General features: G+C 61.6%; 23 protein-coding genes. 14 read left to right on the top strand and 9 right to left on the bottom strand.

Annotated elements, in window-relative coordinates:
• Nucleotides 1-31 precede the first annotated feature (31 nt).
• Nucleotides 32-790, top strand: coding sequence for a GntR family transcriptional regulator (locus tag ABQE44_RS10330; protein ID WP_448392614.1), 759 nt, complete (start codon nt 32-34; stop codon nt 788-790).
• Nucleotides 791-814: 24 nt separating this feature from the next.
• Here the strand turns inward: ABQE44_RS10330 and ABQE44_RS10325 are convergent, their stop codons facing one another.
• Genes ABQE44_RS10325 through ABQE44_RS10305 form a run of 5 tightly spaced genes read right to left on the bottom strand, consistent with a single transcriptional unit; the run spans nt 815 to nt 6,194 of the window.
• A complete protein-coding gene (locus ABQE44_RS10325; RefSeq protein ID WP_448429540.1) occupies nt 815-1,633 on the bottom strand; it encodes a mycofactocin-coupled SDR family oxidoreductase in 819 nt (272 codons plus the stop codon).
• Nucleotides 1,620-2,087 (bottom strand): Zn-ribbon domain-containing OB-fold protein, encoded by a 468-nt coding sequence (locus tag ABQE44_RS10320; protein ID WP_448429538.1) that lies wholly within the window; start codon nt 2,085-2,087, stop codon nt 1,620-1,622. The genes ABQE44_RS10325 and ABQE44_RS10320 overlap by 14 nt, the downstream gene beginning before the upstream one ends.
• Nucleotides 2,087-3,289 carry a thiolase C-terminal domain-containing protein gene (locus ABQE44_RS10315; RefSeq protein ID WP_448392611.1) on the bottom strand — a complete coding sequence of 401 codons (1,203 nt, stop codon included), beginning with the start codon at nt 3,287-3,289 and terminating at the stop codon, nt 2,087-2,089. The genes ABQE44_RS10320 and ABQE44_RS10315 overlap by 1 nt, the downstream gene beginning before the upstream one ends.
• A gap of 41 nt (nt 3,290-3,330) precedes the next feature.
• Entirely contained in the window at nt 3,331-5,160 is a 1,830-nt protein-coding gene (locus ABQE44_RS10310; protein ID WP_448429536.1) for a flavin-containing monooxygenase, read from the bottom strand.
• A gap of 47 nt (nt 5,161-5,207) precedes the next feature.
• Nucleotides 5,208-6,194, bottom strand: coding sequence for a cyclase family protein (locus ABQE44_RS10305; RefSeq protein WP_448392609.1), 987 nt, complete (start codon nt 6,192-6,194; stop codon nt 5,208-5,210).
• Between the two features lie 239 nt (nt 6,195-6,433).
• Between ABQE44_RS10305 and ABQE44_RS10300 the strand changes: the two genes are divergently transcribed.
• The 13 genes from ABQE44_RS10300 (at nt 6,434) to ABQE44_RS10240 (ending at nt 19,595) form a co-directional block, all read left to right on the top strand.
• The gene (locus ABQE44_RS10300; protein WP_448392608.1) at nt 6,434-7,156 is read left to right on the top strand and encodes a GntR family transcriptional regulator; all 723 of its coding nucleotides are present in this window, start codon (nt 6,434-6,436) and stop codon (nt 7,154-7,156) included.
• 146 nt (nt 7,157-7,302) lie between these two features.
• Nucleotides 7,303-7,521 carry a ferredoxin gene (locus ABQE44_RS10295; protein WP_448392607.1) on the top strand — a complete coding sequence of 73 codons (219 nt, stop codon included), beginning with the start codon at nt 7,303-7,305 and terminating at the stop codon, nt 7,519-7,521.
• Nucleotides 7,521-8,726, top strand: a complete 1,206-nt coding sequence (locus ABQE44_RS10290) for a cytochrome P450 (protein ID WP_448429534.1) — start codon at nt 7,521-7,523, stop codon at nt 8,724-8,726. Before ABQE44_RS10295 ends, ABQE44_RS10290 begins: the two co-directional genes overlap by 1 nt.
• The gene (locus ABQE44_RS10285; protein ID WP_448392605.1) at nt 8,723-9,496 is read left to right on the top strand and encodes an SDR family NAD(P)-dependent oxidoreductase; all 774 of its coding nucleotides are present in this window, start codon (nt 8,723-8,725) and stop codon (nt 9,494-9,496) included. Before ABQE44_RS10290 ends, ABQE44_RS10285 begins: the two co-directional genes overlap by 4 nt.
• Nucleotides 9,497-9,819: 323 nt before the next feature.
• A complete protein-coding gene (locus ABQE44_RS10280) occupies nt 9,820-10,623 on the top strand; it encodes an MlaE family ABC transporter permease (RefSeq protein WP_448392604.1) in 804 nt (267 codons plus the stop codon).
• 38 nt (nt 10,624-10,661) lie between these two features.
• Complete coding sequence (locus ABQE44_RS10275) at nt 10,662-11,471, top strand: ABC transporter permease (protein ID WP_448392603.1); 810 nt, start codon at nt 10,662-10,664, stop codon at nt 11,469-11,471.
• 5 nt (nt 11,472-11,476) lie between these two features.
• The gene (locus tag ABQE44_RS10270) at nt 11,477-12,922 is read left to right on the top strand and encodes an MCE family protein (protein WP_448392602.1); all 1,446 of its coding nucleotides are present in this window, start codon (nt 11,477-11,479) and stop codon (nt 12,920-12,922) included.
• 19 nt (nt 12,923-12,941) lie between these two features.
• Nucleotides 12,942-13,970, top strand: coding sequence for an MCE family protein (locus ABQE44_RS10265; protein ID WP_448392601.1), 1,029 nt, complete (start codon nt 12,942-12,944; stop codon nt 13,968-13,970).
• Nucleotides 13,967-15,247, top strand: coding sequence for an MCE family protein (locus ABQE44_RS10260; RefSeq protein ID WP_448429532.1), 1,281 nt, complete (start codon nt 13,967-13,969; stop codon nt 15,245-15,247). The genes ABQE44_RS10265 and ABQE44_RS10260 overlap by 4 nt, the downstream gene beginning before the upstream one ends.
• Before the next feature lie 2 nt (nt 15,248-15,249).
• Entirely contained in the window at nt 15,250-16,551 is a 1,302-nt protein-coding gene (locus tag ABQE44_RS10255) for an MCE family protein (protein ID WP_448392698.1), read from the top strand.
• Nucleotides 16,548-17,693 (top strand): MCE family protein, encoded by a 1,146-nt coding sequence (locus ABQE44_RS10250; protein WP_448392599.1) that lies wholly within the window; start codon nt 16,548-16,550, stop codon nt 17,691-17,693. The genes ABQE44_RS10255 and ABQE44_RS10250 overlap by 4 nt, the downstream gene beginning before the upstream one ends.
• Nucleotide 17,694: 1 nt before the next feature.
• Complete coding sequence (locus tag ABQE44_RS10245; protein ID WP_448392598.1) at nt 17,695-19,149, top strand: MCE family protein; 1,455 nt, start codon at nt 17,695-17,697, stop codon at nt 19,147-19,149.
• Nucleotides 19,113-19,595, top strand: a complete 483-nt coding sequence (locus ABQE44_RS10240; RefSeq protein ID WP_448429530.1) for a lipoprotein LpqH — start codon at nt 19,113-19,115, stop codon at nt 19,593-19,595. Before ABQE44_RS10245 ends, ABQE44_RS10240 begins: the two co-directional genes overlap by 37 nt.
• A gap of 37 nt (nt 19,596-19,632) precedes the next feature.
• On the opposite strand, the gene ABQE44_RS10235 is transcribed toward ABQE44_RS10240, so the two are convergent.
• The 4 genes from ABQE44_RS10235 to ABQE44_RS10220 are packed head-to-tail and all read right to left on the bottom strand — an operon-like array spanning nt 19,633 to nt 23,525.
• A complete protein-coding gene (locus ABQE44_RS10235) occupies nt 19,633-20,382 on the bottom strand; it encodes a succinate dehydrogenase/fumarate reductase iron-sulfur subunit (protein WP_448392596.1) in 750 nt (249 codons plus the stop codon).
• Nucleotides 20,379-22,328 carry a fumarate reductase/succinate dehydrogenase flavoprotein subunit gene (locus ABQE44_RS10230; RefSeq protein WP_448429528.1) on the bottom strand — a complete coding sequence of 650 codons (1,950 nt, stop codon included), beginning with the start codon at nt 22,326-22,328 and terminating at the stop codon, nt 20,379-20,381. Before ABQE44_RS10230 ends, ABQE44_RS10235 begins: the two co-directional genes overlap by 4 nt.
• A 36-nt stretch (nt 22,329-22,364) precedes the next feature.
• On the bottom strand, nt 22,365-23,186 hold the full coding sequence (locus tag ABQE44_RS10225; protein ID WP_448392594.1) for a succinate dehydrogenase subunit SdhC: 822 nt from the start codon (nt 23,184-23,186) through the stop codon (nt 22,365-22,367).
• A gap of 42 nt (nt 23,187-23,228) precedes the next feature.
• Nucleotides 23,229-23,525 carry an Rv0250c family protein gene (locus ABQE44_RS10220; protein WP_448392593.1) on the bottom strand — a complete coding sequence of 99 codons (297 nt, stop codon included), beginning with the start codon at nt 23,523-23,525 and terminating at the stop codon, nt 23,229-23,231.
• Between the last annotated feature and the right edge of the window lie 124 nt (nt 23,526-23,649).

The following is a 23,649-nucleotide window of genomic DNA, read 5'->3' as shown; positions in this document are numbered from 1 at the left end:
CACGCCGAGACTCGAAGGGTATCCTGGATTCGTGACTGGCGGGGGGCGCGCGAGCGCACGTAGGAAGAGCAAGCCGGCGGCGAAGCCACGCATCGCCGGTGGCCGGCTCGTTGACGGGATCACCGCGCAGCTGCGAGAGATGATCCTCGACCACACGATTGCGCCAGGCACGGTTCTGCTTCAGAACGAATGGTCGGAGCGGCTGCAAGTCAGCCGCACGCCGTTGCGTGAAGCTTTCCGGATTCTCGAGCGGGATGGTTTGGTCCGCGTGTCGAACGGCAATCGCACCATCGAGGTCGTGCACTTCGCCAGCCGTGAACATGAGTTGCGAGGGTTGTACGAGGTGCGCGAGGTACTCGACGGCTTGGCTGCCCGACTCCTTGCGAATGAGGGTCTGCAGGACGAAACCGCACTGGAGCTTGACTCGCTACTGGAAGAGATGGACGAAGCGGCGCAGCCATTCGACTCGTCTCGCTGGTTCTCTGCCCATATGGCTTTCCACGTGCGCATCGCCGAGTCGTGCGGCAACAGTCGGTTGCGGCAGCAGCTGGATCTGATCAGGATGACGAGCCTCTCGCTGCACGCCTACCTCGGCGAACTGCCCTCTGCCGGCGACCGCCTGGCGGATGTGCTCACCACGGCTGCCAAGCAGCACCATGCGATTGTCGCCGCGATTCGCAGCGGTAACGGCGATCTCGCCGAGATGGCGGCGTGCCAGCACATCCGTACCGTGCTGGACTCCGACCTGATCGAAAGAGCTGCCGGGCTACTCAAGCCGACAACAGATTAAAACCGTTCTCGTCGCGGCGTTCGATCACTTGTTGACCATGCCCGCGTCGACCGGCAGCGCGATGCCGGTGACGTAGCGAGCTTCATCGGACACCAGCCAGGCGATCGCGTTGCTGACATCGCGTGCTTCGATCAACGAGACAGGCAGCGGGTTGCCCAAACCAGCAGAAAGCGCAGGGTCGGCGGCGGCAGCCGATTCGTGGAAGCCGGCGAGCATCGGTGTGTCGACCCCTGTGGGGTGTACCGTATTCACGCGGATGCTTTGGGACGCAAGGTAATTAGCGAACATCCGCATCAACCCGACCACACCATGTTTCGCCGCCGCATACCCAAAATTCCCTCCGTTGGTACCAGCGACCATGCCTTTCAAGCCGTTCACCGAGCTCGTGATGACAATCGACCCGCCCTGCTTCTGGCGCTCGAGCGTCGGCAATGCCGCCTGGATCGTACTCCACACGCCCACGAGCATTACGTCGATGGCGTCACGGAACGCTTCGTCATCGCGGCCCTCAGCGAGTCCTTGGAACATGATCCCCGCGTTGGCAAGCACAATGTCCAATCGCCCGAGTGCGGCCACTCCGTCGGCGACCGCTTTCTTGAGCGCCGCCGCGTCGCGGACGTCGACAACGAAGGACTCCATGCGTTGCCCGAGCTTCTCCACCAGGGCAACCGTCTCGGCGAGGTCCGCGGTGGTTGGCATCGGGTAAGAAACGGTTCCGATTTGTTCACAGATGTCGACGCCGACGATATCGGCGCCCTCTTCGGCCAGTCGGACCGCATGTTCTCGGCCTTGTCCGCGCGCCGCCCCCGTGATCAGCGCAACCTTGCCGTCAAGTTTTCCCATCGGGATTCCTCGCTTTCGTTCGGTGATCGGTAAGTGCATCCGCGGCCCGCGCAGGTTCCCACTGTGGAAGGGTCACACCGGCTTCGATGTCATCGAAGCGCACGCGCATCGGCATGCCCACGGACACCTCAGCCGCACCGGCCAAGTGGCCGATAAAGCGGATGGTGGGGTCTTCATCGAGCTGAACCAGCACGATGGTGTACGGCGTTGGGAACGCCTCATGAATAGTGTGATGTACAACGGTCCACGAATAGATCGAGCCGGTCGGCTGCACGTCCTGCCAGCCGGTCTTCCACGACCCACAATGATGGCAGTATGACTTGGGCAGATGGAGTTTGGCGCCGCACACTTCGCACACGCGCACAACGAGCCGATGTTCGGCAGCAGCCTGCCAGAATCCACCGGTTTCTTCGTCATCGACAACGGGAAGGGGCCGTTGGGGAGTGCCCGACATCAGGCCGCCCGCAGAATCATCGCACTGGTCATCGCCGGCGCCCCCGACGTGACCAAGCAGGTCTGTGCCCCGGGCACTTGCGAAGTTGAGTGGCCGCGCAACTGCCTGACGCCTTCCAGGATGTGGTTCATGCCGTGGATGTAGCCCTCCGAGAGATTGCCGCCTGCGGTGTTGATCGGGATGCTGCCCGTGAGGTCGATGGCACCGCTGGACGCGAAAGCCCCGCCTTCGCCGGGGGCGCAAAAGCCATAGTCTTCGAGCTGCAAGAGCACCGTGATCGTGAAGCAGTCGTAGAGCTGGGCGACGTCCAGCTCGGCGGGACCGAGACCAGCCCGTCGATAGAGTTCGCGGGCCACGGACATGGACGGGTTGGTCAACATATCAGGCCTCATCAAGGCCGGAAAGACTTTGCCGCCCTGTACTTCCGGAACGGTTCCCTGGGTAACTGCCCGCACCAGAACAGTGGGCTGTGGCGAGTCGATGGCCCGCTCGGTGGCGGTGACCACCACCGCGCATGCTCCATCGGACTCGAGGCAGTAGTCGAACAGCCGAAGCGGCTCGGCGATGATCCGCGACTGGAAATAGTCGGTGATCGACATTGTGCGGTTACTCATCATGGCGGCTGGATTGGCGTTGGCGCGTCTGCGGACTGTAACCGCAATGCTGGCGAGATCCTCAGCGGTGGAGCCGAATTGGAGCATATGCCGATGCGCATACAGCGCATAAAGCTGTCCAGGCGCCATGAGTCCATAGGGTAGGAAGAACTCATCGAGGGTACCGCGACCGCCTACTCGCTGTGCTCCTTTGGCCTGCTGAATCGCGGTTCCCTTACCGAATCTCACTCCTGACCGACCGTTGAGCGCACGATAAACAAGCACGTTTCTGGCCTGCCCGGACATGATCGCGGCGACCGCTTGACCGACCATGCCGCAAGGCGATGCGCCGCCCGTACCAGTGGCGCCCCAGTACGTCAGGTTGGTCAGACCGAGCCACTGGCCGATATCGCTGTGGTGAACTGTGTCGTAATCCGAGCGGACGACGCCGTCGATGTCTGTGGGCGTCATCCCGGCGTCGGCGATGGCGGCAAGGCCGGCCTCGGCGGCCAAAGCCGCGACGCTACGGCCAGACCGCTTGGAGAACTCCGTCGCCCCGATACCGGTGATCGCGCACCTGTCCCGGTGGTTGTAGCCGTCGTCCTTCACCCCGTGACTCCTAGGCTCTCCGGCGCGTGAAAGGCCGCAGCCTAGCCTTGTTCTGACTCGTCGGCGCGCACAATGGTGGCTTTTCTCTCGTATTCCCTGGCTTCGCGCCACTTCGCGAGAATCTCCTGATATTCGAACGTCCCGCCACCGTAGGCATCGACCCAGACCGGTCGACCGTGCTCGAAGTTGCCTGTCGAAGCGTCGAAGTCGCCCTCGTTGTTGAAATAGCCTGGGGTACAAGCTTGGACCGCTTCGGCGTTGAATACCTGGCCGACTTTGTCGTCCATTACGTCGCACCACTCCTGAACGGCGGCCTCGGTGATGTCGATCTTCAGGACACCGTCGTCGTGCAGTTGCTTGATGGTCTTGGCGATATGTCGTGCTTGGTAGGTGAACGCATACGTGTTGTTCACCGTCACCGCTGTTTGCCGAAGTCCTCCGACGACGTACATATTTGGGAAACCGTGGGTTTGGATGCCGTGCACGGATTTCACGCGCTGCTTCCAGGCTTGTGCGAGAGTCAGGCCGTCACAACCGATGACGTCGAACCCACCGGAGCGGTCCGGGGTGACTACGGCTTCGAAACCAGTGGCATAGACAATGATGTCGACCTCGTATTCTCTACCGTCGACTACGATTCCGGTCTTGGTGATGGCATCGGGCCCCCGTCCGTCGGTATCGATCAGATGGACGTTCGTCTTGTTGAATGCTTGCAAATATTCGTCGTTGAAACCAGGACGCTTGCAGTGTGTCGCGTACCAGGGCTTCAGGGACTCGGCCAGCACCGGATCCTTGACCACTTCGTCGACGCGCGCCCGGACTCGTTCCATCTGTGCAATGTCGTTTTCTTCGACCTTGCGAAGATAGGCGTCCATGTCGGGAGTCGTGCCGGCGTCGGGCACCTCAAGGGGCGGGATAGCCCAGACTCTCGTCCATTCGTCTTCGACGATCTTTTCCTCGACGGGGACGCCGAGCATCTGGGCCTCGAAGTTTGCCCAACGCTTTTCCTGCCAGCCCGGCTCCTGGCTGACGAACCATTCTTCGTCCGTCGGTGCGTTGTCGCGTGGCAACACAATCGTCGGTGTGCGTTGTATCAGGTAGGTCTCTTGGGCGCTCTCAGACACATGCGGGAACGCCTGCAGGGCGGTGGGCCCGGTGCCGATGATTGCGACTCGTTTGTCGGTGAGCTTGTGCAGATTGCCTCGCGAGTCACCTCCGGTCACGCCGAAATCCCATCGGCTGGAATGGAACCACGGGCCCTTGAAATCCTTCAGGCCGGGAATACCCGGTAGTTTGGGGCGATGCAGGATCCCGCCTGTCGCCAGCACGAGGTAGCGGGCACGGACCTCGTCACCGCGATCAGTGCCCACTGACCACAGCAACGCGTCGTCGTCCCAGGCGACACCCTGGACGCGGGCCTGGAAGACCGCGTTCTCGTAGAGGTTGTAGTGCTTGGCGATCGACTTGGCGTAGTCGAATATCTCGTCGCCGGGGGAGTATCGCATCGACGGTACGTAGCCTGTCTCCTCGAGCAGCGGCATATACAGGTACGAGTCGGTGTCACATGCGATGCCCGGATACCGGTTCCAGTACCAAGTACCGCCGAAGTCAGCAGCCTTGTCGATGACTGTGACGTCGTCGATACCCTCTTTGGCCAGGTGCACTGCCGTCAGCAGGCCAGCGAAACCGGCACCTACGATGGCGACCTCGGTTGTCTTCCTAACCGGCTCGCGTGGTTGGATTTTGGTGAATGGGTCGGCTTCGACATCGGAACCGATATCGATGGTGATGTATTGACCGGCGCCTTGGGCCCGGATTCGCTTATCGCGTTCCTCGGCGTATTTTCGAGCCAATTGCTGGGCGTCGGCCATGTTATGTATGCCTCCTACGGATGACTTGCGAGCGATGGGACCTTGGGCTACTTGACGGCGATGGGGTTCACGGGGGAGCCGACAGCGCCAGTGACTCGCAGCGGCGGTGCGACGAGCTGGAATTCGTACACACCGTCGGCGGCGCAGTCGGCGGCCAGGTCATCGAGGAACCAGAACTCGCCGAGCATCATGCCCATATCGCGCAACGTCAACAGGTGCAGCGGGTTGAACATGCCCTCGACACCCGACTCCATACTCTCTACCTGGACGTTGTCGGCCGCGACCGCTGCGACTTCGTGGTCGTGAAGCCAGGATGCGACGGTCCAGGACAGGCCTGAGGACGGTTCCAAGGGATTACCGGTCTGCCGGAACTTCGCGATCCATCCGGTGCGAACCGCGATGACGTCTCCCCGCTGCACCCGCACGCCCTGAGCGGCGGCGGCCGCGTCGAGTTCGGCTCCGGTGATGTCGTTGCCGGGTTCGAGGAAGTCGACGCCACGATGCTTGCACATGTCGATCAGCACGCCGCGGGTTGTCACGCCTTTGATGTCGACCTTGTCGATTGAGCAGTAAAACGCACCGGCGCTGGTGACTGAGGAGGCGGGGAAGCCGTTGTAAAGAAGGCCGTCGTAGTACGCGTGGGATAACGCGTCCCATTGCGTCGACGCCTGAAGCGGCATGATGATCATGTCGTCGTTGAAACGGAAGGCGCTGGCGCCGAAGTACTTGCTGATCTGCTGCGCAGTGCTGTTGTCCGGCCAGTTGCTGCCGTACCGCGCCCATTGCGTTTCGTCACCGCCGTCCACGGTCATCAGGTGGATCGGCTTGTTGCGGAAATCGAGGGCACCTTGCGGGCTCGACGTGCCGAACTCAATACCCAGCGGGAAAACCGTGCCTCGATTGACCAGGCTGGCAGCGTGCCGAACCTTTTCGTCGTCGATGAAGTTGAGCGTTCCCAGCTCGTCGGCCTGGCCCCAACGGCCCCAATTTCGCACCTGATCGGCAACACGGTGGAACTCGGTCAAACTGTCCACTGCAACTCGAATCTCTCGTTCGTAATGGCCCGCATCACTTGCGTTCCGACGGCCTCAGGCAGTATTGCATCCAGGATGCTAGACGACAAGGCCGTGCCCGGATTCTCTGCTTTACACTGGTGGGGCGAGTGTGAACCCCAGAAACCAGTCTGCTTGCGCAATGCCGGTCACTCCACCGGGTCGCCGGACCCGGGAAGGATCTGCCGGCCACGGGGTGCGATGCCCCGAAGGAGGAGCCAATGACTACCGACGCATCAACGAGGATCGAGTTGCTCCGCAGGACGCCTCGGTTGGTCGACGAGGTCATCAACCGGCTGCGGGAAAGCATCGTCGACGGCACGTTGCCCGCTGGTACGCCACTTCCTCAGGTTGCTCTGGCTGCGCAACTCGGCGTGAGCCGCACACCGCTGCGAGAGGCGTTGCGTGTCCTGGACAGTGAAGGTTTGGTCCGTAGTTCGGACAACAACCGGACCGTCGAGGTGGTGCAGATCGGGCCAGAGGATTTGCGTGAGATGTATGAAGTGCGCGAGGTGATCGACGGACTCGCAGCCCGCCTCGCGGCGCGTAAGGGCCTGAATGCCCAGGACGAAGCGCGCGCCTGTCAGCTGCTTGCAGAGATGGCCAGCTCGTCAGATCCATACGACCCGGTGCGTCGCAACCGTGCGCATGCCGAGTTCCACGAGCTGTTCGCGCTGGCCTCAGGCAACGCCAGAGTCCAATCTTTTGCCTCGATGATCCGCACCAGCTCGGCCATGTTGTATCTGCCGCTGGTGCGCGAAACGGCTGCGGCGAACCTTGCGGCCGCCAATCCGGAAAACACGTACAAAGAGTTTCTGGATGAAGCCCAGGCCCAGCATAAGAGCATCCTTGAAGCCGTCGTGGAGCGCAGGGCTGGTGCCGCTGAAGAGGAGGCCAGGCGACACATCCGCCGAACCTTGCGGCTGGCACCATATTTCGGGTGAGCTTGCCAGCACGGCAGCCAATGATTGACGAGATGTGCTTCTTAGCGGTAACGTCCACGTACTGTATCCAGGATGCTTCACGGTTTGGGATCGGCTGAACGGGCCTACGAAGCCCGGGAAGAACTGGGAACGAGGGACACCGACCAATGAAGGTTCAAATCGACGAAGAACGCTGTGCGGGCCACGGCCGTTGTTATGCCATCGAGCCGGACATGTTCGCTCCAATCGACGACGACGGGCATGCCGGCTTCCTTCTCGACGGGCAGCCGGTTGATGCAGCTGACCTAAAGGCGAAGCTGGCCGATGTCAGCGCGAATTGCCCGGAACAGGCAATCACGATCGAGGAGAGTGAGGGTCGGAAGTGATGACCAAGCCAACCGAACAAACCGTGTGCCCGGTGGGCTATACGGATTTCGACCATATGAGCACGACGCCGGACGGCGAATGCCCATACCCCGTCTATCAACAGCTTCGAGCCGACAGTCCGATCGGTAGAAGCGAGCATTACGGCGGCTTCTGGGTTGTCACCGGCTATCCGGAATGCTACGAAATAATCCACCGGCCAGAGGTGTTCTCCTCGCGCCGCATCACGTTCCCGGCGTTTCCGCAGGATGCGCCAATGATTCCAATCGAGCTCGATCCTCCCGACCACTCGCTGTATCGGTCGCTGCTGGCGCCAGTCTTCTCACCGCGCCGAACCCGGGAGCTGTGGGAGGATCCGATTCGCGCAGTCGTCAATCGACTCATCGACGGCTTCATCGACAGTGGGCGTTGCGACGCGTACAAGACGCTGGCAGAACCCATTCCGTGCTACATGGGCACAACGCTGCTCGGCGTGCCGAACGACGATGCGCCGAGGCTGCTGGAATGGGTGTCAGCGGTCGTCGACAACTCGCCAGCCGACCCAGAGGCGCCCAAAGCAGCGATGCAGAAACAGTACGAGTACTTCACCGAGAAGCTCGAGCAACGGCGCGCCGATCACTCCGGCGACGACGTCTTGTCCCGATTGCTTCGGGCCGAGGTCGACGGTAAGAAGCTGACGCAGGACGAACTACTGGGATTCTGCCTGCTGTTGTTGCTCGCCAGTATCGACACCACCCAAAAGGCGATGGGGTCGATGATCTGGCACCTCGCCAACGATGCGGACCTTCGTCACAAGCTAGCTGCCGATCGTTCCAAGATTCCGGCCGCGGTCGAGGAGATGCTGCGATTCTGGTCGCCATCACAACCCAGCCGACTAGTCCTACAGGACATCGAGTTCGCGGGCCAACAACTCAAAGCCGGTGACGTGGTGCTGATGATGATCGGCTCTGCGGACCGCGATGAACGGGAGTTCCCCTCGGGGGAGGAGTTCGTAGCAGACCGTAGCCCCAATCGACATCTCACGTTCGGCGGGCACGTGCACAAATGCATGGGAGCGCACATCGCCAGGCTTGAAATGCGAGTACTCCTCGAGGAGTTGTTGCGCCGCATACCAGATTTCGAGATCGAGGACGATACGAAGGTCCGATGGTGTCCCGGTCAGGTCCAGGGGTACGTCTCGGTGCCGATCAAGTTCAACGTCGGATGACCGCAGTGGGGAAACTGGACTCAAAGGTCGCTTTGGTCACCGGTGCAGGTAGAGGACTTGGAGCCGCCGTCTGCGAGTGGATGGTCAACGAGGATGCGACGGTGGTCGCTGCAGACATCAATGCGGCGAGCGGGCGCGAACTAGTCGATCGGCTCGGAGAGCGGGCCGTGTTCGTCAAACTGGACGTGACCAGCGAGCGATCGTGGGAAGCCGCGGTTGCTGAAGTGACAGCCCAATTCGGCCAGATCGACGTACTGGTGAACAACGCCGGCGTGCTGTGGATCGCACCGCTGATCGGCAGTTCGCTAGATGACTATCACCGGGTCGTCGCCGTCAACCAGACCGGACCCTACCTCGGCATGCGCGCCGTGCTGCCCGGCATGGTGCAGGCGCAAAGTGGTTCGATCGTGAATGTCGCATCGATGAACGGAATTCGAGGAATGCCCGGCGAAGCGGTATACAGCGCAACCAAACACGCAGTCATCGGTATGACACGTTCAGTTGCCCTCGAAGTGGCTGAATCTGGTGTGCGGGTGAATGCGGTCTGCCCTGGACCGATCGACACCCCGATGATCGCGGAGGCCGACATGGGGACCGTCGGCAAGTCCAATGCAGAAGCATTGAAACCGCTGGTTCCCTTCAAGAGACTTGCCGCTCCGGCGGAAGTCGCCGAAGTTGTGTGCTTTCTCGCCTCGGATGCCGCATCGTATTGCAGCGGAGCAGAGTTCGTTGTCGACGGTGCTTGGACGTCGGGCTTGTCATTCTCTTAGGAACGACAGTGATCGGAGTCGTCGACGATGGACAGCGTGCCTGTGGTGTTACCCGGACTGCCCGACTCGGCCCGGGTCCACGGCTGCTCGTTGCGTTGGGCAGTCACCATGGCTGGGCCATGGGGTCCCGTACCCTCGTCGCCGAGTACCTCAGCTCGAGCACCTTTGAAATGGCAAAGATCTCGAAAAGGGTTGGTTGAAAGCACTTCTCGGACCAACGCGAAGGATTGACGGCGTGTTCTGGCTACTGTACGTTGAGCCCACGCAATGTATCCAGGATGCTGATTGCGCGTTGGCGGTCATAAAGGAAGGACCCTGCTGGCATGGCAGCACCGACTGAGGTCCAAACCGGTCCACCCCTGGGGGGCGTACGGGTCGCCGCCAAGCCCGCACGCGCGCTCGGCAACTTCTTCTCGGTTTCGCTCGACATCTTGGTGCAGATGGGGAAACCGCCGTTTGCATGGCGGGAGTTCATCGACCAGACGTGGTTTGTCGCCCGGGTGGCGATCCTCCCGGCCGTCTTGTTGTCGATTCCGTTCAACGCATTCGCCGTCTTCTTGCTCAACGCACTACTTGTCGAGCTGGGCGCGGCTGATCTCGGCGGCGCCACCGCCGGCGTCGCGTGTGTCACTCAGATCGCGCCGATGGTAACGGTTTTGGTGGTAGCGGGCGCAGGCGCCACGGCCATGTGCGCAGACCTGGGCGCACGGACAATCCGTGAAGAGATCGATGCAATGCGGGTCATGGGACTTGATCCAGTCCGCGGGCTGCTGGTTCCGAGAGTCGCCGCCCTGACAGTAAATGCGTTGTTGCTCAATGCTATAACGACGACAACCGGTCTGGCGGCAGACTACGCATTCACCGTCAACTTGCAACACGTTACGCCCGGTGCATTCGCCTCGAGTCTGACTCTTCTGGTCGGACTGCCGGAATGCTTGATCGCCATCCTCAAAGCGGTACTCTTCGGCATCGCCGCGGGATTGATCGCCTGCTACAAAGGCATCACCGTAGACGGCGGACCGCAGGGCGTCGGTAATGCCGTGAACGAAACCGTGGTCTTTTCCTTCATGACGCTGTTCATGATCAACGTACTGCTGACCGCCATGAATGCGCAGATCGCGTCATGAGCGCTCCTACCCGCCACCCCTGGCCGCGGCTTGTCCGAATGTTCGAAAGGTTCGCCGACGAGTGGAACCGAGCCGGCACCCAGGCCGCGTTCTATGCAAGATCGCTCGCCCTGATTCCTAACGCGCTGGCCCGCTACAAGGTGGAGACGTTGCGCGTCATCGCCCAGACCAGCTTAGGCGTCGGCACGCTGGCAGCAATCGGCGGCACCGTTGTCATCGTCACGTTCTTGCTGATGTCCCTCGGCGCACTCAATGGGCTTGAAGCGCACCGATCACTGAGTCACGTCGGCGCGGACGCAGTGGGCGGATTCTTCTCCGCATATGTCACCACAAGGGTTTCTGCGCCCCTGATTACCAATATCGCCTTGGCAGCGACCATCGGCGCCGGCGCTACCGCACAGCTTGGTGCGATGCGAATCAATGAGGAGGTTGACGCTCTCGAAGTGATGAGCATCAACTCGATGGCGTATCTGGTTTCAACCCGAGTCATGGCCGGTGTAATCGTCACCATTCCACTATTTTGTCTGTCGGCCGAGGCAGCCTATCTGACAACGCGAGTCGTCTACATCTATGCCTTCGGGCAGTCGGCGGGCGTCTACGACCATTACTTCTCTACTTATCTCAGGCCTCTAGACCTGATTTGGGCGTTGACTCAAGCGGTTGGAACGGCTCTTGTGGTCATGCTGCTGCACACCTACTACGGGTTCACTGCCAAGGGCGGACCCGCTGGCGTCGGCGAAGCAGTTGGCCGCGCGGTGCGTGCATCTTTGATCGTGTCGGTCGCCACGACATTGATGATCGGCATGGCCGTATACGGGAAGACCGGCGACTTCAACCTAGCGGGATAGCGACGATGAGACCTAAATGGCGCGAGGCTGGTTTGCATCCGGCGATCTGGACTGTCATCGAATTGACGGTGATTGTTGGACTGGTCGTGTTGACGGTCGGCATGTTCAACCGAGACTTCAGGCCCTACGCGCGGGTTACCGTGATGTCCGACCGAGCTGGCCTGGTGATGGAGACCGACGCTAAGGTCAAGCTGCGCGGCGTGCAGATCGGTCGTGTCGCGTCGATCCAGTCGGACAGCCCGGTGCGGCTCGAGCTTGAACTCTATCCCGACCAGCTGAAGTACATTCCGGCCAACGTCGAAGCACAGATTGCCGCGCCAACTGCATTTGGCGCCAAGTATGTAGAGTTCATAGCACCGCAGGAGCCGAGTTCGAAGCGCCTTGTGGCCGGCGCGGTGGTGAAGTCACACAACGTCAGCATCGAAGTCAACACCGTGTTCCAGAACCTCGTCGATTTGCTCAAACAGGTTGACACCGCAAAGCTCAACGCGGTGTTATCGGCGTTGGCCGAGGGGTTCCGAGGTAAGGGCGAGGACCTCGGCGGCGCGATCACCGACCTCAACCAGGTGTTGACGACCATCAATCCCCGCAGGGAGACGATGCGAGAGAACTTCCGCGCGCTCAATGAGGTTGCGGACACCTACGGGGCAGCCGCCCAGGACATCCTGCAAGTGCTAGACGCGGCGAGCACGACAAGTGCGACCATCACCGACAATGCGCAAGCACTGGACGCGTTGCTGGTCAACCTGATTGGTCTCTCACATACCGGTATCGATCTGATCGCGCCGAACCAGGACAACCTCGTGCGGGCGATAAACGTGCTGGAGCCGACCACTCGACTGTTGAAGAAATACGATCCGGAAATCACTTGCACGCTGCTTGGGGCAACCAAGGCCATGGAGATGGGCTGGGGTGAGATAGCCGGCGGCCGCAATGGTAAGTCGATCATTTTGGACGTCGCCCTGTTGCCCGGTGACGACCCATATCGCTATCCCCAACACTTACCGATCAACGGCGCCAAAGGGGGCCCCGGCGGACAGCCGAGTTGTGGTTCGTTGCCCGACGTTTCGAAGAACTGGCCGCAGCGGTACCTGGTCACCGACACCGGATGGGGCACCGGCCTGGACCTACGTCCGAACCCCGGCATCGGGTTCCCAGGCTGGGAGAACTACTTCCCGGTGACTCGGGCCGTCCCCGAGCCTCCTAGCATTCGCAATCTCGGGGGGCCGGCTCCCGGTCCGATTCCGTATCCGGGTGCGCCCCCTTATGGGGCCCAACTGTACGAGCCTGACGGTACGCCGCGCTACCCAGGTCTGTCGCCGGCACCGCCGCCTGGTAGACCGCGCGACCCCGGGCCCCCGCCCCCGGGAGCGGAGCCGTTCCAGCCCACACATCCAGGTGGCGTGCAGCCGACCCCGGCGCCGGCGCTTCCCCCACCGGGATCCCGCTAATGGATGAGGCAGACGACTGATGCAAAAACGATTGCACGCGAAGGTTTTCCACCTTGCAATCTATGCGACGGTATGTTTGGTGTTGACCTTCGGGCTGATCGCCATCCTGGCGCAGTTGCGGTTTCAACCGCAGCAGACATATTCGGCAGTCTTCGCGAACGTCTCCGGGCTGCGGCCTGGCGACTTTGTACGAGTCGCCGGCGTGGAGGTCGGTAAGGTCAAGAAGATCACCGTTCGGCGTGACTCCACCGTGCTCGTCGAGTTTGGGGCGAACGACTCAGTCATGCTCACTGACAGCACCAGGGCCGCAGTGCGCTTCAAAGACCTGATCGGCGGCCGGTTCCTGGCGCTTGAACAGAATCCCGGTGACATCAAACGACTCGATCCAGGGTCGACCATCCCGCTGGCCCGAACGGAGCCGGCACTCGACCTCGAGGCGCTGGTCGGCGGGTTCCGGCCACTTTTCCGTGCGTTGGATCCGGACCAGGTGAACCGACTGACCGGCCAACTGATTTCCGCCTTCCAGGGTCAGGGGGTGACGATGAACTCGATCCTGGCTGAAACCGCGTCGTTGACCAACACCCTTGCGGATCGCGATCAATTGATCGGCGAGGTCATCGGGAACCTGAACACCGTTCTAGGTTCCCTTGGCGACCACACGAATCAGTTTGCGACGGCCGTGGATTCGGTATCGGAACTTGTTGCCGGCCTGGAGGATCGCAAGAAAGACATCAGCAGCGGCATCGCGTATGCCAATGCGGCGGCTGGGTCGATCACCGGTCTCTTGAAACAAGCCCGGCCGCCGATCAAGACGGTCGTACACGAGGCCGATCGGGTTGCGGCTGCAGTGGTAGCGGATCACGAATACGTCGACAATCTGCTCAAGACGCTGCCTGACGCCTACCAAATGCTGGACAGGTTGGCCCTTTCCGGCGATTTCTTCAGCTTCTACATGTGCGAAGTCGTGCTCAAGCTAAATGGTAAGGGCGGTCAGCCCGTGTACGTCAAGCTGGTCGGCCAGAAGTCCGGGAGGTGTACGCCCAAATGACGAGGTTCACCGAACGGAACCCCTACACCGTCGGCGCCATCGGCATCACATTGACCGTCGCCGCTGCCTTGATCACGTTGAATTATGGCAAGTTGCCGTTCTTCCACACCGGAAAGGACTACGAGGCGTACTTCACCGAGGCAGGTGGTCTCCGGCCTGGCAGCACCGTGGCCGTGTCGGGCTATGACGTCGGAGAAGTCTCCAGCATCGAACTCGAGGGACCGGGCGTGCTGGTCAAATTCCATATCGACGACGTACATCTGGGAGAACAAACCGAGGCCTCGATCAGGCTGGAGGGGCTACTCGGCACCAGGCACCTCGAGCTCACGTCGCGTGGCGACGGCGAGCTCACCGAGCCGATTCCCTTGGAGCGGACCACTTCACCCTACGAGCTTCCCCATGCCCTAGGAGACCTCACAGAAACCATCAGTGGTTTGGACACCGGCCAGCTGTCCGATTCACTGGCCGTCCTCTCGGAAACGTTCTCTGATACCGCACCTGCCTTGAAGGAGGCAGTGAAAGGCGTTGGCCGGGTGTCCGAGACGTTGGAGAGGCGCGATGAGCACCTCCGGAACCTCCTGACGAACGCAAACAAGGCGACTGCGGTGCTCGCCGAACGTAGTGACAAGGTGGTGAAGTTGGTGGGCGATACCAACGCCTTGCTGGTCGAGCTGCAATCGCAAAGTGCCGCTCTGGACAACATCTCCAACAATCTGTCAGCGCTTGGTCAGGAGTTGAAAGGCTTTATTGCAGAAAACAATCACGCGGTAAAACCTATGTTGGACAAACTGAATGGCGCGTTGACCATCGTCGACAACCGCAAAAGCGATGTGCAATTAGCGATTAAAAAGCTCAACCCATACGCGCTCGGTTTGGGCGAAGCGCTGGCATCGGGTCCGTTCTTCAAAGCTTACGTCGTCAACCTACTGCCGGGACAATTCGTGCAACCGTTCGTCGATGCTGCGTTCTCCGATCTTGGATTAGACCCGAACGTCCTCGCACCCACTGAGCGCGCCGACCCGCAAGTCGGCCAACCGGGAACACCTCCGCTTCCGGTGCCGTATCCGCGAACGGGCCAAGGCGGCGCACCGCATTTGACACTCCCCGACGCCATCACCGGCAAGCCGGGCGATCCCCGATATCCGTATCGGGAACCACTGCCTCCGCCCCCACCGGGCGGCCCGCCGCCGGGACCGCCCGCCCTCGGCGCAGGACCAGCGCCCGGAGCCGACGGGTCAGCCGGCGAACGACAACCAGCTGAAGAGGGTGGACAGTGAAAATCAGTAAACCGGCCGTCGCAGTCGCTGTGGCCTTGACGTTGGTTCTGGTCGGCGGAATCGTAACGGTTACTCGTACGGCCACCGAGATCGGCCGGACCAACATCGTTGGATACTTTGACAATAGCAATGGCATTTACGTCGGTGACCATGTCGTCATCCGCGGGGTGCCAGTCGGTGTAATCGAAAAGATCGAACCGGAGCCCGACCGGGTAAAGATCTCATTCTGGTACGAAAGCAAGTACCGGGTGCCGGCCGACGCCAAGGCAGTGATTCTATCGCCGACGTTGATCACGGCCCGCGCAATACAGTTGACACCCGCCTACAGCACCGGTCCGGTCATGCACGATGACGCGACCATTCCTCAGGACCGTACCGCCGTCCCGGTCGAGTGGGACGACCTACGGATCCAACTCGAAAAGCTCACCGAGACACTACAACCGACGAAGCCAGGCGGCGTCAGCACCCTTGGGGGCTTTGTCAGCACCGCCGCCGACAACCTGCGCGGCCAGGGTACGAACATCCGCGACAGCCTGACTAAGTTGTCGCGGGCCCTAGCTGCGCTCGGTGATCACAGCGACGATCTGTTCTCTTCGATCAGGAACCTCTCGACCCTGGTGTCAGCCCTGGAGAACAGCGACGACCTGCTGACGACGCTGAATCAGAACCTCGCCGCAGCGACGCGACTGGTGGCCAACGATCCCAACGAAGTTGGGAACGCGATCCGCGATCTGAGTGATGTTGCCGACGATGCCACCCACTTCGTGGTTGAGAACCGCGAGGCGCTGGGCGTTACTTCGGACAAGGTGGCGTCGGTTTCCAACGCGGTTGTCGAGAGCCTCGACGACATCAAGCAAGCGCTGCATGTGTTCCCGACCACTGCGCAGAACTTTGTCAATATCTACCAGCCGGCGCAGGGCACCCTGACGGGCATCTTGGCCGCCAACAACTTCGCCAACCCTGTGCAATTCTTGTGCGGTGCAATCCAGGCGGCGTCACAGCTAGGTGCCGAGCAGTCTGCGAAGCTCTGTGTCCAGTACCTCGCGCCCATCATCAAGAACCGTCAGTTCAACTTTCCCCCGCTGGGCATGAACCCGTTCGTCGGAGCAACGGCTCGGCCCAATGAGCTGACCTACAGTGAAGACTGGCTGCGTCCCGACTACATCCCACCAAATCCATTGCCTGCCGCACCAGCGGCACTGCCGGCCGAGGAAGGCGCGCAGCCTCCTCTCCACGGGTCAACGGTGACTGAACCGGTAGACGGGCTGCTGGGAATGATGATGCCGCAGGGGGCGGGGCAATGACCGGATCTGCCAAGCTTGGGCGAATAACCGTGAGGTCGTTGTTGGTCGTGGCCATTGCCATACTGCCCGCCTGCTCGGATTTCCAGGGACTTAATTCGGTGAAGTTGCCGGGGACCAAGGGGGGTGGCCCGGGTTCTTTCACCATTCAGGCGCAGCTCCCCGATGTGCAGAACCTGGAACGGAATTCCCGTGTTCGCGTCGATGATGTGACGGTCGGAAATGTCGCGAAAACCGAAGTTCAGGGGTGGCATGCGTTGGTGACGATGACACTCGACGGCGACGTCGAACTGCCGGCGAACGCGACGGCCACCATTGGTCAGACCAGCCTGCTGGGGTCTGCGCATATCGAGCTGGCACCGCCGACGGATGTTCCGCCGGAAGGCAAATTGACGGAAGGGGCGCTGATTCCCCTGTCGTCAGCGGAGGCGCACCCGTCAACAGAAGAGACCCTCGCCGCAGTTGCGATGGTGCTAAACGGGGGCGGTGTCGGGCATGTGCAAGACATCGTCACCGCATTGAGCACAGCGGTTACCGGGCGCGAGAACGACCTGAGAAGCCTCATCGAGCAATCCGATACGTTCGTCGGCTATCTCGATGACCAAAAGGATGACATCGTCGCGGCGACTGACAGCCTCAACAGCCTGGTCGGGCAATTCGCCGAGCAGAAGCCGGTGATCGACAAGGCGCTCGAGACTGTGCCGCAAGCGTTGACGGTCCTCAAGGACGAGCGGGAAGTTCTCGCGGATGCGGCGGCACAGGGCGGCAAGCTCAGTGCGTTGGTGACTGACACCGTTGACCAGACCAAAGAGAATTTGGTCAAGGAACTGCACGACTTGGGCCCGGTGTTGAAATCGCTCGCCGACGCAGGTCCGTCGCTGACCCGGTCCCTGGACCTGCTGTCGACGTTACCGTTCCCCAAACCGACACTGGAGAAGTGGATTCGGGGCGACTACGCGAACCTCACCGCCGTGGTCGACCTAACGTTGAGCCGTATCGACGCGTCGTTGTTCACCGGTACCCGCTGGGAGGGTGATCTGACCGAACTCGAGATCCAGTGGGGCCGCACCATCGGCCAGATGCCCAGCCCGTACACGGCGGCTAATCCGCTGGTTGCCCCCTACCGATTCGATCAAGGGCCGTGACATGCGTTTGAAACGATCAATCAGAATCCAATTAGTTGTTTTTGCGGTGATCGCAGTATTCGCGATTTCGGTGATGTTCTTCGGCTACATGAAGGTACCTGCAACGTTTTTCGGTGTTGGCCATTACACCGTGACCGTGCAGTTGCCGGAGGCGGGTGGGCTGTACTCGGAAGGTAACGTTACCTACCGAGGTGTCAAAGTCGGTCGCATAGTCGACGTCCATCTGACTGACACCGGAGCCGCAGCTGTGCTCAGTTTGACGTCAGGCATTGACATCCCTGCCGACCTCGACGCCGAAGTGCACAGCGTTTCGGCGGTAGGTGAACAATATGTGGCGTTGTTACCTCGCGATCGGAGTGCATCGCCGTTGAAAGATGGCGACGTGATTCCGGCGGACCGCACCAGCATTCCGCCTAATATCAACTCGCTGTTGGCTTCCGCCAACCGGGGCCTGGAGGCGATACCTCGCGATGATCTGAAGACCTTGGTCGATGAATCGTATGCGGCGGTCGGCGGTCTAGGGCCGGACCTTTCCCGGCTGCTCAAGAACACGATCACGCTGTCCAGAGGAGCGCGGGAGAACCTGGACTCGATCGTCAATTTGATTGACGATTCAAAGCCGGTGTTGGACACCCAGATCAACTCGTCGGACTCCATTCAGGCATGGGCATCCAACCTTGCCACCGTCACGGCGCAATTGAAAGACAACGACGCCGATGTAGAGGGCCTGCTAAAGAAGGGTAGTCAGTCGACCGACGAGGTGCGGTTGTTGCTCGACCGAGTGAAGCCGACCCTGCCGGTCATACTGGCCAACTTGGTCAGCGTCGGCGAAGTAGCGGTTGCGTACCGAGACAACATCGAGACACTGCTCGTAGCGGTACCGCAGGCGGTGGGAAACGTTCAAGGGATATTGGTGGCCAACGCGGGGACCAAACAAGATTACGCCGGAGCCTATCTGAGCTTCAACCTGAACCTGAACGCGCCGCCCCCGTGCACGACCGGGTTCCTACCCGCCCAGCAACAGCGCGCCGCCGTTTATGAAGACGCACCCGATATTCCGGAAGGCGACTTTTACTGCAGGATTCCGCAGGACTCACAGATCACCGCGGTCCGCGGCGCCCGCAACTTGCCGTGCGCGACGCGGCCGGGAAAGCGCGCACCGACGGTGAAGATGTGCGAGAGCGACGAAGAGTACGTGCCTCTCAACGACGGGGTCAACTGGAAGGGTGACCCGAACGCGACCATGTCAGGGCAGGGCATTCCACAGTTTCCGCCCGGTGAGGCCGCACCTGCGCCGGCCGCCGAACCACCGCCGGTTGCTGTCGTACCGTACGACCCCGCCACCGGTACATATGTCGGGCCCGACGGGCAGGTCTACACCCAACGCGACCTAAGCCAGGGCGCCGGGGAGGAGAAGTCATGGCAGCAGATGTTGACACCCCCAAGCGGAAGCTAAGCGATGAAAATGTGATGAAAAGGCGCTGCGCGGCTGCCGCGGTCCTCATCGTCGTGAGCACTGCCAGCTGTTCATCGGTTGCGGTGCAGCAGAAATCCGGACAACTGCCGCCCGGTACGGCGCAGCTCAGCGTCGGAGGCGAGGATGCCGGCAGGGCCGAGGACGCAAATTGCTTACCGAACAAGCACTTGACGATGATCACAATCGGAGACAAAACCCCGGTTGCTGTCGCCATGATTGCGAGTACCAATGAGCTAGCCGTCGAGTGGGTGAGGTTGCACGACGTCGCCGGCTTCAGCGGCAGCTACAACCACGGCCTTGGGGGCGAGGCGGATGTGACCCTCGCCGGCGCGACGTATCAGATCTCAGGGGTGGCCGATGGATTCGATAGCCAGAATCCCAGCAGACCGACAACCGAAACGTTTGCAATAAACGTTTCGTGTTAGCGGTGGTGCTGCGGCGCCGCGTAGCGTCAGTGTGCGGTTAACCCCGCCGGAACAGCTTGTTGCCCAGCCACACCACCGGGTCGTACCGCCGACCGGCCACGCGTTCCTTCATCGGGATGATCGCGTTGTCGGTGATCTTGATGTTCTCGGGGCACACCTCGGTACAGCACTTGGTGATGTTGCACAGGCCCAGGCCGGTTTCGTCTTGAGCGAGATCGCGTCGATCGGCGGTATCGAGCGGATGCATCTCCAGTTCCGCGGTCCGGATGAAGTACCGCGGGCCGGCAAACGCCTTTTTGTTCTCCTCGTGGTCGCGCATCACGTGGCACACGTTCTGGCACAGGAAGCACTCGATGCACTTACGGAACTCCTGGGAGCGGTTCACGTCAACCTGCTGCATCCGGTATTCGCCCGGCTGCAGCTCTTTCGGCGGCGTGAAAGACGGGATCTCCCTGGCCTTTTCGTAGTTGAACGACACATCGGTGACCAGGTCGCGGATCACCGGGAAGGTGCGCAGCGGCGTCACGGTGATGGTTTCGGACGGGTCGAACGTCGACATCCGCGTCATGCACAGCAGCCGCGGCATACCGTTGATCTCCGCCGAGCAGGAGCCGCACTTGCCGGCCTTGCAGTTCCACCGCACGGCCAGGTCGCCGGTCTGGGTCTGCTGGAGCCGATGGATGACGTCGAGCACCACCTCACCATCGTTGGCCTCGACCGTGAAGTCCTGCAGTTCTCCGCCGTCGTTGTCACCGCGCCAGACCCGCAGCTTTGCCTGGTAGCTCATGCTCCCCTCCTTGCTGAGTGGTTGGTGAGCTCTTCTGGGGTGAAGTACTTCTCCAACTCGTCTAGGTCGATCAATTCGAGTAGGTCCTCCCGCATCGGGACCTGGTCTTCATGGGTGATCGTGATGTCCGGTACGGGCGAATCTCCTTCCGCCCGGCACACCAGCAGCTTCTTGCGCCACCCCGACTCCATCGACGGGTAGTCGTCGCGGGTGTGGCCGCCGCGGCTCTCGGTGCGCTCCAGCGCAGCCATGGCCACGCACTCGCTGACCAGCAGCATGTTGCGCAGGTCGATGGCCAGATGCCAGCCGGGGTTGTAGTGCCGGTCGCCCTCCACCCGAACACGCTTGTAGCGTTCGCGAAGTTCCTTGAGCTTCTCGATCGCTTCGGACACCTCGTCGGCCTTGCGGATGATGCCGACCAGGGAGTTCATCGTGTCCTGAAGGTCCAGTTGCAGCGAGTAGGGGTTCTCGGTCGGGCCACCGTCGGCCGAATCCTCGAACGGCCACAACGCCAGTTCGGTCGCGCTGGCGACGGCCTCCTCGGACACCTTGGGCCGTTCCTTGAGGGCGCGCACGTAGTCGGCGGCACCGAGGCCGGCGCGCCTGCCGAACACCAGCAGGTCCGACAGCGAGTTACCGCCGAGCCGGTTGGAGCCGTGCATACCGCCCGCGCACTCACCGGCGGCGAACAGGCCAGTCGTCTTGGCAGCCGCGGTGTCGGGATCGACCTCGACGCCGCCCATCACGTAGTGGCACGTCGGCCCGACCTCCATGGGCTCCTTGGTGATGTCGACCTCGGCGAGCTCCATGAACTGGTGATACATCGACGGCAGCCGGCGTTTGATCTCCTCGGCGGGCAGCCGCGACGCGATGTCGAGGTAGACGCCGCCGTGCGGGCTGCCCCGGTTCGCCTTGACCTCGGAGTTGATGGCGCGGGCGACCTCGTCACGCGGCAGCAGGTCAGGGGTGCGCCGCGCGGAGTCGTTGTCCTTGAGCCACTGATCGGCCTCATCGGGGGATTCGGCGTACTGGCCTTTGAACACCGCCGGGATGTAGTCGAACATAAAGCGAGAGTTCTCGGAATTTTTCAATACCCCGCCGTCGCCGCGGACACCTTCGGTGACCAGGATGCCTTTCACGCTGGGCGGCCACACCATGCCGGTCGGGTGGAACTGCACGAACTCCATGTTGATGAGCGTGGCACCGGCGCGCAGCGCCAACGCGTGCCCGTCGCCGGTGTACTCCCACGAGTTCGATGTCACTTTGTAGGACTTGCCGATGCCGCCGGTGGCCAGGACCACCGCAGGCGTCTCGAACAGCACGAACTTGCCAGTCTCGCGCCAATACCCGAACGCGCCCGCGATCCTGTCTCCGTCTTTGAGCAGGTCGGTGACGGTGCATTCGTGAAACACCCGGATCCGAGCCTCGTAGTCGCCGAACTCGGCCTTGTCCTCCTGCTGCAGCGAGACGATCTTCTGCTGCAGCGTGCGGATGATCTCCAGGCCGGTGCGGTCACCGACGTGGGCCAGCCGCGGGTAGGTGTGCCCGCCGAAGTTGCGCTGGCTGATTTTGCCGTCCTTGGTGCGGTCGAACAGCGCACCGTAGGACTCCAGCTCCCAAACCCGGTCCGGGGCTTCTTTGGCGTGCAGTTCGGCCATGCGCCAGTTGTTCAGGAACTTCCCGCCGCGCATGGTGTCCTTGAAGTGCGTCTGCCAGTTGTCCTTGGGGTTGGCGTTGCCCATCGCGGCCGCGCAGCCGCCCTCGGCCATCACGGTGTGGGCCTTGCCGAACAGCGACTTGGTGATGACGGCCACCTTCAGGCCGCGTTCGCGCGCCTCGATGACCGCGCGCAGGCCAGCACCACCGGCACCGATCACAACCACGTCGTAGGAGTGCCGTTCAACTTCCGATGAGCCGCTTGCGCGACGAGCTCCAACTTCAGCCATCAATCCTCGCCTCGAATTAGTTCAAGAATTACGTTGTCAGCCAATGAATCGCAGGTCGGTGATCGCCCCGCTGGCCACCAACATGACGTAGAAGTCGGTCAGCATCAGGGAGCCGAGGGTGATCCAGGCGAACTGCATGTGTTTGGTATTGAGCTTGCTGATCTGGGTCCAAAGCCAATAGCGCACAGGATGTTTGGAGAAGTGCTTGAGCCGTCCACCGGTGACGTGACGGCACGAGTGGCACGACACCGTATAACCCCACAGCAGGATGACGTTGGCGGTCAGGATCACGTTGCCCAGGCCGAACCCGAAACCTTCGGGTGACCGGAATGCGTTGAGCGCGTCGTAGGTGTTGAGCAGCGTGATCGCCAGCGCCACATAGAAGAAGTAGCGGTGGCTGTTCTGGATGATCAGCGGCAGGCGCGTCTCACCGGTGTAGGTCGAATGCGGTTCAGCCACGGCGCAGGCCGGCGGTGACTGCCACACCGACCGGTAGTAGGCCTTGCGGTAGTAGTAGCAGGTCAGCCGGAACAGCAGCAGGAACGGCAGCGAGATGAACGCCATCGGGATGAACCACGGCAGGTCGCCGACCCACTGACCCAGGTGGCTGGACCCCGGCACACACGCGGTGCTGACGCACGGCGAGTAGAACGGCGTCAGGTAGTGGTAGTCCGCGACGTAGTAGGCGCTGCCCCAGAACGCCCGGACGGTGGCGTAGATGACGAATGCGGCCAGCCCGAGGTTGGTCCACACCGTCGGCATCCACCAGCGGTCGATGCGCAGGGTGCGCTGCGGAATTCGGGCTCGGCCCGGCGAAAAGACGCCGGTCGCCTTGCGGTCGGCGGTCGGTGCGCTCACTGTTGCCTTTCGGTGTAGAGGTATCCCGCTGGTGACACACGCCTATCGCGTGCCACCGATACCTTCGTCGTCGACCCCGCGCCAAAAGTCGGTGTCGTAGCTGGTGTCCGGGATGGGGATTCGCTCGGCGGGACGTTGCTGCTGGGTCACACCGCGGGTCAGCTCCAGCTCGTCGAGGTCGATGTCGAGGCGGTCGATGTCGTTGAGAAGGCGTTCAGCATCGTTGACGATGCGTCGGGTGGCAGGGGTGTCCCCGTATCTCGACGCCAGCGAAGTCGCACACCGCCGCATTCTGCCGATGAGCTCATGCAGCTCGGCAAGTTCGGTAGTGCTGGACAATTGACCTCCTTGGGCTGAAGGTGTCAGGAATCACCGTACGACACCTGATGCTAGCCACATCATGCGGTTCAGCGTGAGACAGATCACGTTGTCCGACCTGGAACGATGCCGACGACGGAGGGAA

The sequence above is a fragment of the Mycolicibacterium sp. XJ2546 genome (assembly GCF_053483195.1).
Note: the sequence above shows the minus strand (reverse complement) of the source record. Positions and strands in the feature narration are given on the sequence as shown.

Excerpts from the sequence above, each read along its gene's own strand:
- ABQE44_RS10325 (WP_448429540.1), bottom strand. The coding sequence starts at position 1,633 with ATGGGAAAACTTGACGGCAAGGTTGCGCTGATCACGGGGGCGGCGCGC.
- ABQE44_RS10320 (WP_448429538.1), bottom strand. The coding sequence starts at position 2,087 with ATGTCGGGCACTCCCCAACGGCCCCTTCCCGTTGTCGATGACGAAGAA.
- ABQE44_RS10310 (WP_448429536.1), bottom strand. The coding sequence starts at position 5,160 with ATGGCCGACGCCCAGCAATTGGCTCGAAAATACGCCGAGGAACGCGAT.
- ABQE44_RS10300 (WP_448392608.1), top strand. The coding sequence starts at position 6,434 with ATGACTACCGACGCATCAACGAGGATCGAGTTGCTCCGCAGGACGCCT.
- ABQE44_RS10295 (WP_448392607.1), top strand. The coding sequence starts at position 7,303 with ATGAAGGTTCAAATCGACGAAGAACGCTGTGCGGGCCACGGCCGTTGT.
- ABQE44_RS10290 (WP_448429534.1), top strand. The coding sequence starts at position 7,521 with ATGACCAAGCCAACCGAACAAACCGTGTGCCCGGTGGGCTATACGGAT.
- ABQE44_RS10285 (WP_448392605.1), top strand. The coding sequence starts at position 8,723 with ATGACCGCAGTGGGGAAACTGGACTCAAAGGTCGCTTTGGTCACCGGT.
- ABQE44_RS10280 (WP_448392604.1), top strand. The coding sequence starts at position 9,820 with ATGGCAGCACCGACTGAGGTCCAAACCGGTCCACCCCTGGGGGGCGTA.
- ABQE44_RS10275 (WP_448392603.1), top strand. The coding sequence starts at position 10,662 with ATGTTCGAAAGGTTCGCCGACGAGTGGAACCGAGCCGGCACCCAGGCC.
- ABQE44_RS10270 (WP_448392602.1), top strand. The coding sequence starts at position 11,477 with ATGAGACCTAAATGGCGCGAGGCTGGTTTGCATCCGGCGATCTGGACT.
- ABQE44_RS10265 (WP_448392601.1), top strand. The coding sequence starts at position 12,942 with ATGCAAAAACGATTGCACGCGAAGGTTTTCCACCTTGCAATCTATGCG.
- ABQE44_RS10260 (WP_448429532.1), top strand. The coding sequence starts at position 13,967 with ATGACGAGGTTCACCGAACGGAACCCCTACACCGTCGGCGCCATCGGC.
- ABQE44_RS10250 (WP_448392599.1), top strand. The coding sequence starts at position 16,548 with ATGACCGGATCTGCCAAGCTTGGGCGAATAACCGTGAGGTCGTTGTTG.
- ABQE44_RS10245 (WP_448392598.1), top strand. The coding sequence starts at position 17,695 with ATGCGTTTGAAACGATCAATCAGAATCCAATTAGTTGTTTTTGCGGTG.
- ABQE44_RS10240 (WP_448429530.1), top strand. The coding sequence starts at position 19,113 with ATGGCAGCAGATGTTGACACCCCCAAGCGGAAGCTAAGCGATGAAAAT.
- ABQE44_RS10235 (WP_448392596.1), bottom strand. The coding sequence starts at position 20,382 with ATGAGCTACCAGGCAAAGCTGCGGGTCTGGCGCGGTGACAACGACGGC.
- ABQE44_RS10230 (WP_448429528.1), bottom strand. The coding sequence starts at position 22,328 with ATGGCTGAAGTTGGAGCTCGTCGCGCAAGCGGCTCATCGGAAGTTGAA.